The following is a 12,835-nucleotide window of genomic DNA, read 5'->3' as shown; positions in this document are numbered from 1 at the left end:
GTCCCTCACAGGAGGTTGGTGATGGAACAGCGACGGCTCGGACGTTCGGGCCTGATGGTGCCCGTTCTAAGCTTCGGCACGGGCACCTTCGGCGGCAAAGGGGAATTCTTCCAGGCCTGGGGCGCCACCGACGTGGCGGAGGCCAGCCGCCTCATCGACATCTGCCTCGACGCCGGCCTCAACATGTTCGACAGCGCCGACATCTATTCGGCTGGCGCGGCAGAAGAGGTTCTAGGACAGGCTCTGCGCGGCCGGCGTGACAAGGTTCTCATCTCGACCAAGGCGACCTTCCGGGCCGGTGACGGCGCGAACGACGTTGGCTCCTCCCGCATCCACCTCACGCGTTCGGTGGAGGCAGCGCTCAAGCGCCTCGACACGGACTGCATCGACCTTTTCCAGTTGCACGGCTTCGATGCGCTGACACCCGTCGAGGAGACGCTCTCGACCCTCGACGACCTCGTGCGGGCCGGCAAGATCCGCTACGTCGGCTGCTCCAACTTCTCGGGCTGGCACCTGATGAAGTCTCTCGCCGTCGCCGAGAAATACAACCTGCCGCGCTACGTCGCGCACCAGGCCTACTACTCCCTGATCGGCCGCGACTACGAGTGGGAGCTGATGCCGCTCGGTCTCGACCAGGGCGTGGGTGCCGTGGTCTGGAGCCCGCTCGGCTGGGGCCGTCTCACCGGCAAGATTCGCCGCGGGCATCGGCTGCCAGCGGGCTCACGCCTGCACAAGACGGCGGACATGGGGCCGCCGGTGCCGGACGAGCAGGTGTATCGCGTGGTCGAGGCGATGGACGCGATCGCCGAGGAGACCGGCAAGACGATCCCGCAGATTGCCCTCAACTGGCTGCTGCAGCGCCCGACGGTCGCCAATGTCATCGTTGGCGCGCGCAACGAGGAGCAGCTGCGCCAGAATCTCGGCGCCGTCGGCTGGAACCTGACGCCCGACCAAGTCGCCCGTCTGGATGCCGCGAGCGCGGTCACGCTGCCCTATCCCTACTGGCACCAGTGCGGTTTCACCGAGCGGAACCCGGCGCCCGTCTGATGCAGCAGGCGACCCATCGTCTCTCGCTGCAAACACGCGGCAAAGGACTGACGGAGATGACCGGTGCCGTGGAGAGCTGGGTCGCCGCCCAGGGCATGGAGACCGGCCTGTTGACGCTCTGGTGTGCCCACACCTCGGCGTCGCTCGCCGTCACCGAGAATGCGAGCCCCGAGGTGCTGGAGGATATCGCCGAAGCCTTCGAGCGGCTGGTTCCGGAAGACCGGGGCCAGCCAGGGGGGCCGCGCTACATCCACGCGCTGGAAGGGCCGGACGACATGCCTTCCCACATCCGCACTTTGTTGACCGGCCCTCAGCTCACCATTCCTTTGGTCGAAAGCCACCTCGCGCTCGGCACCTGGCAAGGCATCTTCCTCTTCGAGCATCGCAGCCGGCCGCATCGACGGACCGTGGTGCTGCATCTGATGGGTGAATAGCGCGGGCTTCACCGCGCGTCGCGCTGCTCGTATGCCGCTTCCGGAATGAGCAGCTTCTGCCAGATGCGCGCCATGACGGTGAACAGAAAGGCCGTACTGACGCCAAAGAGCAGCATGCCGTTGGCAGCTTCGAGCGGGCCGAGCAGCGACCACTCCTTCCGCACGGCGACGCCCGTGTTGCCCAGGGTCGCCATGCAGTCCACGGAATAGAGTACTGCCGCATGGAAGGAGGTGATGGCGCCGAGGAGGCGATAGGCCATCGCCCAGATCCCCGCATCGATTCCATGAAGAACGGCCAGAAGCCAACCGGCGACGCCGATAAGCAGCGTCGCGTGCAGAATCGAGCGGCGCTGCCGACCGCCGCGATCACGGGTCATGCGGCCAATGCACCCCTCCAGCCGTAGCCCAATCAGCACGAGGCCAAGCGCATGGACCATGATCGTGCTGACGATCAGGAGCAGGCCGGCCAGCCAGTCCAGCAGCCAGCCGTCGTTCACGCGACGAGGTCCAAAGCCCGGGGCGCCGACCCGTCAGGCCGGAACGCTGTCGCTCGGCGCAATCGCCGCCGCCGGGACGAAGCTCTCCGCCTTCGCGTCCGGCGGCACGGAGCTCATCATCCGATGCTCGGTCTCCGTGATGTAGTCCCGCGCCAGCGGCACGGCCTCGAGCTGCCGGGTCAGCTGGATCTGGAAGTTCACGTGCTCCTGGTAGTGGAAGGCGAGTTCCGAGCCCGCGAGGTAGAACTCGAACATGCGGCAGAAACGCTCGTCATACAGCGCCTGGATCGCATCGCGATTGGCGGCGAAGCGGCGGCGCCACTCACGCAGCGTCTTGGCGTAGTGCAGGCGCAGGATCTCGACGTCGGTGGTGATCAGGCCGGTGCGCTCGATCGCCGCCATGGTCTCCGACAGGGCGGGCGAGTAGCCGCCCGGGAAGATGTATTTCTCGATCCAGGGATTGGTGGTGCCCGGCCCGTCCAGGCGGCCGATGGTGTGGATCAGCGCGACGCCGTCATCCTTCAGGCTGCGCTTCACCATGTTGAAATACGTACCATAGTGGTTCACGCCGACATGCTCGAACATGCCGACGGAGACGATACGGTCGAACCGCTCCTGCACCGCGCGATAGTCGATGAGCTCGAACTTCACGCGGTCGGACAGTCCCTCCGCCTCGGCCCGCGCCCGGGCTTCGGCCAATTGCTCGGTCGACAAGGTGATGCCGGTCACGCGCGCCCCGTAGTCGCGGGCCAGAGTCAGGGCCATGCCACCCCAGCCGCAGCCGATGTCGAGCACCGAGAGCCCCGGCCGGTCGAGCTTCAGCTTGGCGGCGATGTGATGCTTCTTGGCGAGCTGCGCTTCCTCCAGCGTCTCGTCGCCACGGGCGAAATAGGCGCAGGAATACTGCCGGTCGCGATCGAGGAAGAGGCTGTAGAGGCGGCCGTTGAGATCGTAATGATGTGCGACGTTGCGGCGGGAGCGGACGGCGTTGTTGAGCTGCTTGAAGCGACGGAAGATGGTGCCGAGCACCATGCGGGCCTTCATCATGGGCACGGAGCCCATGCCGGCTATCTGGAGGTTGGACAGCAGCGTCTCGAGCACTTGGTAGATCGAGCAATCGACCGGCACCAGCGTGCCGTCCATGTAACATTCGCCGATGGCGAGACCGGGGTTGAGGACGATGGCGCGGATCGCACGCTCCTCGGTCACCTTGATGGTGGTGGCAGCGGTCACGTCCGGCCCGTAACTGGTCTTTTCCCCGTTTGGCCAGATGACGACCAAGCCGCCCTTTCTGATCAGCCGTTTCAGAAGGCGGTCCAGGATCTGTCGCATTGCCAATCTCTCGTCTCACGACGCCGGCCGGGCGGAAGCCAGACCCGCTGCACATTACCAATCGGATAATGCGCCCAAGGTTCGGACGCAAGCAAGCCACGCATAATCCGGATCGCAGGACCATGAACAAAAAGAGCCCGGCAGGGGTGCCTGCCGGGCTCTTTTCGTTGGGACATCGTCCTCCGCAGCTTAGGCGGCGGGGGCTTCTTCCGCTTCGTCGGTGCCAAAAATGTCGGCGGCGACGTCGTTTGCTTCTTCGGCCTCGCGGCCGACCGCCTCACCACGAAGCTGCTTCTCAGCCTCTTCAACGGAGCGGGCGACGTTGACGGTGATCTCGATCACAACCTCGGGATGCAGGACGACGCGCACGCGGCGCACGCCCAGCGTCTTGATCGGATGATCGAGTTCGACCTGATTGCGATCGATGGAGAGACCGCCCTCGGTCGCACCTTCCGCGATGTCGCGGCTGGAGACGGAGCCGTAGAGGCTGCCGCTGTCGCCGGCCTGGCGGATCAGCGTCACGGTCAGGCCCTGGATGCGCTCGGCGACCTGCTGAGCTTCCTCACGACGCTTCAGGTTCTGCGCCTCGAGATGCACGCGCTCGTTTTCGAAACGGGCCGCGTTCTCCTTGGTGGCGCGGAGCGCCTTCTTCTGCGGGAGCAGGAAGTTGCGGGCATAGCCCGGCTTCACGCGCACGCGGTCGCCCATCTGGCCCAGCTTGGGAACGCGCTGGAGCAGGATGACTTCGATGGCTGCCATGGGTCGCTCTCCTTACTGCAGAACGTAGGGCAGCAGCGCCAGGAAGCGCGCGCGCTTGATGGCCCGGGCCAGTTCACGCTGCTTGCGCGCGGAGACCGCCGTGATGCGGGACGGCACGATCTTGCCGCGCTCGCTCAGGAAGCGGGACAGGAGGCGCACGTCCTTGTAGTCGATCTTCGGCGCGTTCGGGCCGGAGAAGGGGCAGGACTTCTTGCGGCGGTAGAAGGGGCGGCGGGCGCCCACGGCCGCGCGGCGGGCAGCCGGATTGATTTCGGTCGAATCAGACATGATCAGCCCTCCTCCTGACCGCGGCTGCGGTCCTCATCCTCGTCACGGCCACCACGGAATTCCTCGCGAGCGCGGAATTCTTCGCGGTCGTCATAGCGGCGGCGGCCGCTGTCGAACCGGCCGGCCGGCTTCGGGCCGCGGAAACCGCGGTCGTCGGACTTGCGGGCGAGAACGGCGGACGGAGCTTCGTCGATCTCGTCGACGCGGATCGTCATGAAGCGCAGCACGTCTTCGTTGAGGCGCAGCTGGCGCTCGACCTCGGCGAGGGCCGTCGGGTCGATCGCGAGACCGAGGAGCACGTAATGGCCCTTACGGTTCTTCTTGATGCGATAGGCCAGGCTGCGCAGGCCCCAGTATTCGCGCTTGCGGACTTCGCCCGCTGCGGTTTCGACCTGGGCAACGACGCCATCAGTCAGGGTATCGACCTGCTGCTGCGTGATTTCGCTGCGTCCGATAATGACGCATTCATACAAAGGCATAAGGGTCCCTCCGGATGTATCGGCCTGGGAAAAACCGTGATTCCGGAACTCCGGACACGGCCAGGCACAGCCGGGGCGATGCCTTCACCCCGGCAGGGCGCGGGCAAAAGCGCAGACTTCGTCGAATTCTGCAAGGCAAACCTGATCTGCAAGGGCTTTCTGGCGCCGATTTCCCCCCGCATCCGCAATACGGTCATGCTTGCACTATGCGGTAATCCCGGCGTAAGGCTCGGGCCACACGTGCCGCAGAGACCAACCCGCCAGGCCGACCGGGCCTGAACCGCCCGGAACCCGCCGCGCATTGGGATGCCATGGACGACGCTTCCGCCGTATCCGCCTCCCGCACCGCTGCTGCAATTCCTGAACCCTCGCGCCCGGTATCGGCCTCAGAGCTTCCAGAAACCTGACCCCATGACCAGTTCGACGACCACCACCGCCGACGCGCCGCATCCCCTGCGCAACGCCGTGACGCCTGCGCTCCTGCTGGGCGTGCTCGGCGTCGTCTATGGCGACATCGGCACGAGCCCGCTCTACGCCCTGTCCACCTGCCTGACCTTCTTCGGCCCGGCCGGCATGACACCGGTGACCGTGCTCGGCACGCTCTCCATGATCTTCTGGGCGCTCATCATCACCGTCACCATCAAATACGTGACCTTCGTGATGCGGGCCGATAACAACGGCGAAGGCGGCATCCTGACGATGATGGTGCTGGCGCAGCGTGTCTGCCGCCGGCCACAGGTCGCCACCGGCGTCATGCTCATCGCCATCATCGGCGCCTGCCTCTTCTTCGGCGACGGCATGATCACGCCCGCGATCTCCGTTCTCTCGGCGATCGAGGGTCTGGAAGTCACCTCGCCGCTTCTCGGGCCCGCGGTCTTGCCGCTCTCCGTGTTGGTGATCGGCCTGCTCTTCGCCCTCCAATATCGCGGCACGGCGACGATCGGCCGGGTCTTCGGCCCGATCATGGCGCTGTGGTTCCTATCGATCGGCCTGCTCGGCCTCGTCGAAATCCTCCAGAACCCCGCGGTGCTGCGGGCCATCCTCCCGATCTATGTGGTGATCTTCGCGGTCCACCACGGCTTCATCACCTTCATCACTCTCGGCTCGGTCGTGCTGGCGGTGACGGGCGCCGAAGCGCTCTACGCCGATATGGGCCATTTCGGCCGCAAGCCGATCCAGCGCGCCTGGACCTTCTTCGTCCTGCCCTGCCTGGCGCTGAACTATTTCGGCCAAGGCGCGCTGATCCTGCGCGATCCCGGCACGCTGCATAATCCCTTCTTCCTGCTCTGTCCGGATTGGGCACGCCTGCCGATGGTCTTCCTTGCGACGGCCGCCACAGTGATCGCGAGCCAGGCGATGATTTCCGGCGCCTTCTCGGTCGCCCGGCAATGCGTCCAGCTCGGCTTCATCCCGCGCATGATCGTGCGGCACACGAGCGAGACGGAGGAAGGGCAGATCTACCTGCCCCAGATCAACACGCTGCTGCTCGTCGGCGTCCTCATCCTCGTGCTCTCCTTCCGCAGCAGCGCCTCGCTGGCCTCGGCCTATGGCGTGGCGGTGACGGGCACCTTCACCTGCACCACGATTCTCGCGGCCCTCGTCTACCGGCGGCAGTTCAAATGGTCCCGCGGCGCGGTGCTCGGCGTCTTCGGCATCTTCCTCTTCCTCGACGTGACCTTCTTCACCTCGAACCTGCTCAAGCTGCCGGATGGCGGCTGGGTGCCCATCGCGGTCGGGCTCGTCCTGATGGCGGTCATGACCTCCTGGAAGCGGGGGCGCGAGCTGATGCTGCAGCGCTGGAAGCAGGACAGCCTGCCACTCAACTCCTTCCTCGCGCGGCTGCCCTCCTCGCGCATCATCCGGGTGCCGGGCACCGCAGTCTTCCTCACCGGCAACGGCGCCTACGTTCCCAACGCCTTGCTGCACAACCTCAAGCACAACAAGGTTCTGCATGAGCGCGTCTTCCTGGTGACGGTGCAGACCGCGGACGTGCCAATGTTGGGCGACCACGAACGGCTCGAGGTCGAGGAACTGGCGCCGCAGATCAACCGAGTGACCGTCCGCTACGGCTTCCAGGAGAGCCCGAACATTCCCCGCGCCCTCGAGGAACTGCGCAACCAGGGCGTGCCCTTCGACCCGATGCAGACGAGCTACTTCCTCGGGCGCGAGGTCATCGTGCCGGCGCTGGTGCCGAAGCTGCCCTTCTGGCGCCTCTGGCTCTTCCTCGTGCTGTCCCGCAATGCCGTGCCGGCGACGGAGTTCTTCCGCATCCCAAGCGACCGTGTGGTCGAACTCGGCGTGCGCATCGCAATCTGAGGTGCGGCCTCAGTCCACCAGGGTGGGCGCCTCCGGCTCTTCGAAATCCGTCTCGATCGCGCGGCCCTCGAAGGCCGCGGCGATCAGCGCGCGGGTGTAGTCCTGCCGAGGCGCGGCGAAGATCTGCGCGGCCTCGCCCTCCTCCACCACGCGGCCGCGCCTGAGCACGATGATGCGATGGGCCAGCGCACGGACGATGCGCAGATCATGGCTGATGAAGAGATAGGCGAGCCCATGGTCGGCCTGCAGGCGCCGCAGCAGGTCGACGATCTGCGTCTGCACAGACCGGTCCAGCGCACTCGTCGGTTCGTCCAGCACGACGAAACGGGGCTCCAGCACCATGGCGCGGGCGATCGAGATGCGCTGCCGCTGCCCGCCCGAGAATTCATGCGGATAGCGCTCCAACGCCGTCTGCGGCAGGCCGACCTCCTCCAGCACCGCCGAGACACGATCATGCCGCTCGGCACGGGTCAGCTTCGGAAAATGGACCTTCAGGCCCTCCGCCACGATCTCCGCCACCGTCATGCGCGGCGACAGGCTGCCATAGGGATCCTGAAAGACGATCTGCATATCCGCCCGCAGGCTGCGTCGCCGCCGCTCAGGAAGTTCGGCGATATTCTGCCCTTCGAACATGATCCGGCCGGAGGCCGGTTCCAGGCCCAGCATCGCGAAGCCCGTCGTCGTCTTGCCTGACCCGCTCTCGCCCACCAGCCCCACGGTTTCGCCGGCGTGGACGGTCAGAGACAGGCCGTCAACGGCCGCTACCGTATCCACCGCCCGCCGCATCACGCCGCGCCGGATAGCGAAGCGGACGGCGATATTCTCGGCGGTGATAATCGGCGGCGCCGCGGGCGCGAGCGGCATCGGGCCACCTTTCGGCTCGGCTGCCAGCAGCATCCGCGTATAGGGGTGCTGCGGGCGGCCGAAAATCTCCGCAACCGTGCCGGTCTCCACGATCCGCCCCGCCTTCATCACCGCGACTCGGTCCGCATGCTGGCGCACCACGCCGAGATCATGGGTGATGAGCAGCAGGCCCAGGCCGCGGGCCGCCTTTTGCGCATCGAGCAGCGCCAGGATCTGCGCCTCGATCGTCACGTCCAGCGCGGTCGTCGGCTCGTCGGCGATGAGCAGGGCCGGATCGTTCGCCAGCGCAATCGCGATCATCACGCGCTGGCGCTGGCCGCCCGAAAGCTGATGCGGGAAGGCATCCAGCCGATGCTCGGCATCAGCGAAGCCCGCCTGTTCCAACAAGCTGATCGTGCGGCGGCGCAGGGCCTCGCGGCCCAATCCCGCCTTGGCATGCAGCCGCACGGCTTCCGCCACCTGCCGTCCCACCCTATGCAGCGGATTGAGGCTGGTCATCGGTTCCTGAAAGATCATGCCGACCCTGCCGCCACGGATGCGGCGCAGTTCCGGTTCGCGCATCGCCGCGACCTCTTCGCCTTCGATCGCGATGCGACGCGCCGCGACCGACGCACCAGCCGGCAGAAGGCGCAGCAGGGAGAGCGCGGTGAGCGACTTGCCGGAACCGCTTTCGCCTACGAGGGCCAGGGTCTCCCCCGCGGCCACGGTGAAGGACACGTCCTGCACCACGGCGCGGTCTCCAAACGAGACCGAAAGGCCATCGACAACGACGAGACTCATCGGAATCCTGTCTTTCTAGGGTTGAAGGCGTCCCGCACCGCCTCGCCGATGAAGATAAGCAGGATGAGCAGGCCGCCCAGCACGGCGAAGGCGGTAATGCCGAGCCAGGGCGCCTGCAGATTGTCCCGCCCCTGCGAGACCAACTCGCCCAGCGAAGGCGAGCCGGGCGGCAGGCCGAAGCCGAGGAAATCAAGACTGGCCAGGATGGTGACCGACCCGGAGAGGGTGAAGGGCAGGAAGGTCAGCGTCGCCGTCATCGCGTTGGGCAGGATATGCCGCCGCATCACCGCGAAATCCGACACGCCGAGGGCCCGCGCCGCCCGCACGTAATCCAGCGTCCGCCCGCGCAGGAACTCCGCACGCACCACGCCCGTCAGGTTCACCCAGTTGAACAGCAGAAGGAAGAGCAGCAGCACCCAGAAGGACGGCGCGATGATCGATGAGAGGATGATGAGCATGAAGAGGTCCGGCAGGCCGGACCAGATCTCGATGAAGCGCTGAAACAGCAGGTCCGTCAGCCCGCCGTAATAGCCCTGAATCGCGCCCGCCAGGATGCCGATGACGGAGGCGAGCGCCGTCAGCGTGAAGCCGAAGAGCACCGAGACCCGGAAGCCATAGATCACCCGAGCCAGCACGTCCCGCGCCTGATCGTCGGTCCCCAGCCAGTTGCGCCAGGAGGGTGGCGAGGGCGCCGCCCGGCCAAGATCCGTCACCGTCGTATCGTAGCGGAAGGGGATGAGGGGCCAGACCATCCAGCCATGGGCGCGGATCGCCGCCTGTACGGTCGGGTCTGAATAGTCCGCATCCGTCGGCATGAAGTCCGGCCCGAAGCGGTCCTCGCTGTAATCCTGCAGCACCGGGCAGAGGAGATGCCCCTGGAACATGATGAGCAGCGGCCGGTCATTGGCGACGACGTTGGCGCAAAGGCTGACGCCGAAGAGGACGAGGAAGATCCAGAAGGCCCACCAGCCCCGGCGGTTGGCGCGAAAAGCCGCAAACCGTCGGCGGTTCAGAGGCGAGAGGGTGATGCCCGCCATCCGCCCCTCAGCGCCGCGCCGAAAAGTCGATCCTGGGATCGACGACGGTATAGAGCAGGTCGCCCACGATCTGCATGACGAGGCCGAGCAGCGAAAAGACGTAGAGCGTGCCGAACATCACCGGATAGTCGCGCTGCAGCGCCGCCTGATAGCCGAGCTGGCCCATCCCGTTGAGCGAGAAAATGATCTCGATGAGCAAGGCCGAGGTGAAGAGGATGCTGATGAAGGCGGCCGGAAAGCCTGCGACGATCAGCAGCATGGCGTTTCGGAAGATGTGGCCATAGAGAACGCGGGTATTGCTCGCGCCCTTGGCCCGGGCCGTCAGCACGTATTGCTTGCCGATCTCCTCCAGGAAGCAGTTCTTTGTCAGCATGGTCAGGCTCGCGAAGCCCCCCACCACCATCGCGAGCGTCGGCAGCACCATGTGCCAGGCATAGTCCAGGATGCGCGCGGGCCAGCTCCAGGAAGCGGAGCCCATGCTCACCAGCCCGCGCAGCGGAAACCATTGGAACAGCGTACCGCCGGCGAAGAGCACGATCAGGAAGATCGCGAACAGGAAGCCGGGAATCGCATAGCCGACCATGACCATCAGCGTCGTCACCAGGTCGAAGCGGGTGCCGTCGCGCGTCGCCTTGGCGATGCCCAGCGGAATGGAGACCAGATAGATCAGCAGCGTCGACCAGAGGCCGAGCGAGATGCTGACCGGAATGCGCTGCAGGATGAGACTCCAGACGGATTGGCCGAGGAAGAAGCTCTGGCCGAGATCAAGGGTGAGATAGCCCTTCAGCATGATCCAGAACCGGGTGAGCGGCGGCTTGTCGAAGCCGAACATGTGACGCAGCTGGGCGACCATGTGCGGGTCCACCCCTTGGCCGCCGCGGTAGAGGCCACCCGCCGATGGCCCGGCCTCACCTGCGCCTGCCACCAGACCGGCATGGCTCTTCAGCTGCGCGATCTCCTGCTCCACCGGGCCGCCTGGCGCAAATTGCACCACGACGAAATTGATCGCGATGATGCCGAAGAGCGTGGGCACGATGAGGGCGATGCGGCGCAGGAGATAGGCGAGCATCGTGCTAGCCCGCCTCCCGCAACGGATGGCGCGGCTCAGTTAGCATTCGAATGATGCCGCTGCTGGTCCGTCTTCGCCGCCTTCGCCTGATCGATCCACCAGCTGTCGATGTCGAAGCCGGCCCGGAAGGGCTGCGCCGGGAAGCCGAACACATCCCAGTAGGCCAGCCGATAGGCACTGAGATGCCATTGCGGCACGATATACCACCCCCAGAGGAGGACGCGGTCCAGGGCATGGGTTGCGGCATACAGGGAGTCGCGATCGCGGGCATTGATCACGCGGTCGACCAGCGCATCCACGACCGGGCTGGAGACGCCCATCAGATTGTTGCTGCCCTGGATCTTGGCGGCTTGCGATCCCCAATAGCCGCGCTGCTCGTTGCCCGGCACGTCCGACTCCGGAAAGAGCACGACAGACATGTCGTAATCGAAATCATTCATGCGCGTTTGGTATTGGGACGGATCGATGACCCGGACCGACACGTCGATCCCGAGGCGCTTGAGGTCCTGCACGTAGGGCAGCGTGACGCGCTCGAAGGAGCTGTCGTTCAGCAGGATCTCGAAGCGCATCTGCTCGCCCGCGGCGTTGCGCAGCGCTCGCTCCTTCACCGTCCATCCTGCCTGTTCGAGCAGCTTGAGCGCCGCAAGCAAGGCCGGACGGTTGTTCCCCGAACCGTCGTTCACCGGCAGGGTGAAGGGCTTGGTGAAGAGATCGGGCGGCAGTTGGCTGCGGAAGGGCTCCAGCAGCGCCAGCTCCGCGCCTTGCGGCAGGCCGGAACAGGCGAGGTCGCTATTGCTGAAATAGCTCAGTGTCCGCTCGTAGCCGCCATAGAAGAGAACCTTGTTCGCCCATTCGAAGTCATAGGCCCAGGCAATGGCTTGCCGGACGCGCGGATCGGCGAAAACCGCCCGACGGGTGTTCATACCGAAGCCCTGCATGCCGGTCGGCAGCCGGTTGGGAACGACCCGCTTCTGCACCAAGCCGCTCTGGGCCGCCGGAAAGTCGTAGGCGGTTGCCCAAATCTTGGCGATGTTCTCGTTGCGGAAATCGATGTCGCCTGCCTTGAAGGCCTGCAGCGCGACCGCGGGGTCGCCGAAATATTCGTAGGTGATCGCATCGAAATTAAAGAACCCGCGGCAGACCGGCAGATCCTTGGCCCAATAATCGGGACGTCGGCGATAGGTGATGGAACGGTTGAAGGCCGACTGCGCCACCGTATAGGGGCCGGAGCCCAGCGGCACCTCGGTCAGCGGGGCGGTGAAATCCCGCCCCTTCCACCAGGCGGCGGGCAGCACGGTCAGTTGCCCGAGGATCAGCGCCATTTCCCGCGGCGCGTCGGGCTTCAGCGTGAAGACGACGGTATGATCGTCCGGTGCCGCGGCGGAGGCGACCGCCGCGTAATACTGCTGGTAGAACGGCTGGCCCTTGCTCAGCAGTGTCTCGTAGCTCCAGACCACGTCGCTCGCGCGCACCGGCGAACCATCCGCAAACTTGGCCTCGGGACGCAGGGTGAAGGTGACGCTGCCATGATCCGGCGCGATCACGACCGTCTCTGCCAGCAAACCATAGGCGACCGCAGCCTCATCGAGCGCCGGGCGGAGCAGCGTGTCCCACAGGTAGCTGGCGCCAGCGGCGGGATTGCCCCGGATGATGAAGGGGTTGAAGCTGTCGAATCCGCCGATCTCACTGAAGGTCGCGGACCCACCCTTGGGCGCATCGGGATTGGCGTAGGTGAAGTGTTTGAAATCGGGCGGGAGGGCCGGCGCACCCGCCACACCGACGCCATAGCCGCCTGGGGCAACCGCCTGAGCCGCCGCCGGGCGCGGGGCCCAGAGCGGTGCCGTCATCATGCCGGCGGTGGCGCCGAGGAAAGTCCGTCGCTTCATCATGCTCCCTAGCCGCTGAGGGTGAGGAATCCCTGCATTATTGGTGG

12 protein-coding genes are annotated in these 12,835 nt (G+C 65.8%); 3 read left to right on the top strand and 9 right to left on the bottom strand.

Translation table 11 applies throughout. The annotated features are described in order from the left end of the window. Nucleotides 1-21 precede the first annotated feature (21 nt). Nucleotides 22-1,047: an aldo/keto reductase gene (locus ACYQ6W_RS18130; RefSeq protein ID WP_459677266.1), complete on the top strand. Its 1,026-nt coding sequence runs from the start codon at nt 22-24 to the stop codon at nt 1,045-1,047. Next, nucleotides 1,047-1,481 carry a secondary thiamine-phosphate synthase enzyme YjbQ gene (locus ACYQ6W_RS18125; protein ID WP_459677264.1) on the top strand — a complete coding sequence of 145 codons (435 nt, stop codon included), beginning with the start codon at nt 1,047-1,049 and terminating at the stop codon, nt 1,479-1,481. Before ACYQ6W_RS18130 ends, ACYQ6W_RS18125 begins: the two co-directional genes overlap by 1 nt. An 8-nt stretch (nt 1,482-1,489) precedes the next feature. On the opposite strand, the gene ACYQ6W_RS18120 is transcribed toward ACYQ6W_RS18125, so the two are convergent. The 5 genes from ACYQ6W_RS18120 to rpsF form a co-directional block, all read right to left on the bottom strand. Next, nucleotides 1,490-1,978, bottom strand: coding sequence for a hypothetical protein (locus tag ACYQ6W_RS18120; protein WP_459677263.1), 489 nt, complete (start codon nt 1,976-1,978; stop codon nt 1,490-1,492). Between the two features lie 33 nt (nt 1,979-2,011). Continuing rightward, complete coding sequence (locus ACYQ6W_RS18115) at nt 2,012-3,310, bottom strand: class I SAM-dependent methyltransferase (RefSeq protein WP_459677261.1); 1,299 nt, start codon at nt 3,308-3,310, stop codon at nt 2,012-2,014. Between the two features lie 189 nt (nt 3,311-3,499). After that, the gene (gene rplI / locus ACYQ6W_RS18110) at nt 3,500-4,069 is read right to left on the bottom strand and encodes a 50S ribosomal protein L9 (protein ID WP_459677260.1); all 570 of its coding nucleotides are present in this window, start codon (nt 4,067-4,069) and stop codon (nt 3,500-3,502) included. 12 nt (nt 4,070-4,081) lie between these two features. After that, nucleotides 4,082-4,357, bottom strand: a complete 276-nt coding sequence (gene rpsR / locus ACYQ6W_RS18105) for a 30S ribosomal protein S18 (protein WP_459677258.1) — start codon at nt 4,355-4,357, stop codon at nt 4,082-4,084. A 2-nt stretch (nt 4,358-4,359) separates the two neighbouring features. Then, nucleotides 4,360-4,836: a 30S ribosomal protein S6 gene (rpsF, locus tag ACYQ6W_RS18100; RefSeq protein ID WP_459677257.1), complete on the bottom strand. Its 477-nt coding sequence runs from the start codon at nt 4,834-4,836 to the stop codon at nt 4,360-4,362. Between the two features lie 411 nt (nt 4,837-5,247). On the opposite strand from rpsF, the gene ACYQ6W_RS18095 reads away from it, so the two are divergent. Beyond that, a complete protein-coding gene (locus tag ACYQ6W_RS18095) occupies nt 5,248-7,152 on the top strand; it encodes a potassium transporter Kup (RefSeq protein WP_459677255.1) in 1,905 nt (634 codons plus the stop codon). Between the two features lie 9 nt (nt 7,153-7,161). Here the strand turns inward: ACYQ6W_RS18095 and ACYQ6W_RS18090 are convergent, their stop codons facing one another. The 4 genes from ACYQ6W_RS18090 to ACYQ6W_RS18075 are packed head-to-tail and all read right to left on the bottom strand — an operon-like array spanning nt 7,162 to nt 12,788. After that, a complete protein-coding gene (locus ACYQ6W_RS18090) occupies nt 7,162-8,796 on the bottom strand; it encodes an ABC transporter ATP-binding protein (RefSeq protein WP_459677254.1) in 1,635 nt (544 codons plus the stop codon). Next, the gene (locus ACYQ6W_RS18085) at nt 8,793-9,833 is read right to left on the bottom strand and encodes an ABC transporter permease (protein ID WP_459677253.1); all 1,041 of its coding nucleotides are present in this window, start codon (nt 9,831-9,833) and stop codon (nt 8,793-8,795) included. Before ACYQ6W_RS18085 ends, ACYQ6W_RS18090 begins: the two co-directional genes overlap by 4 nt. Before the next feature lie 7 nt (nt 9,834-9,840). Next, complete coding sequence (locus ACYQ6W_RS18080) at nt 9,841-10,902, bottom strand: microcin C ABC transporter permease YejB (protein ID WP_459677252.1); 1,062 nt, start codon at nt 10,900-10,902, stop codon at nt 9,841-9,843. A 35-nt stretch (nt 10,903-10,937) separates the two neighbouring features. Beyond that, nucleotides 10,938-12,788 (bottom strand): extracellular solute-binding protein, encoded by a 1,851-nt coding sequence (locus ACYQ6W_RS18075; protein ID WP_459677250.1) that lies wholly within the window; start codon nt 12,786-12,788, stop codon nt 10,938-10,940. Nucleotides 12,789-12,835 lie beyond the last annotated feature (47 nt).

The sequence above is a fragment of the Acidisoma sp. 7E03 genome (assembly GCF_054665075.1).
Note: the sequence above shows the minus strand (reverse complement) of the source record. Positions and strands in the feature narration are given on the sequence as shown.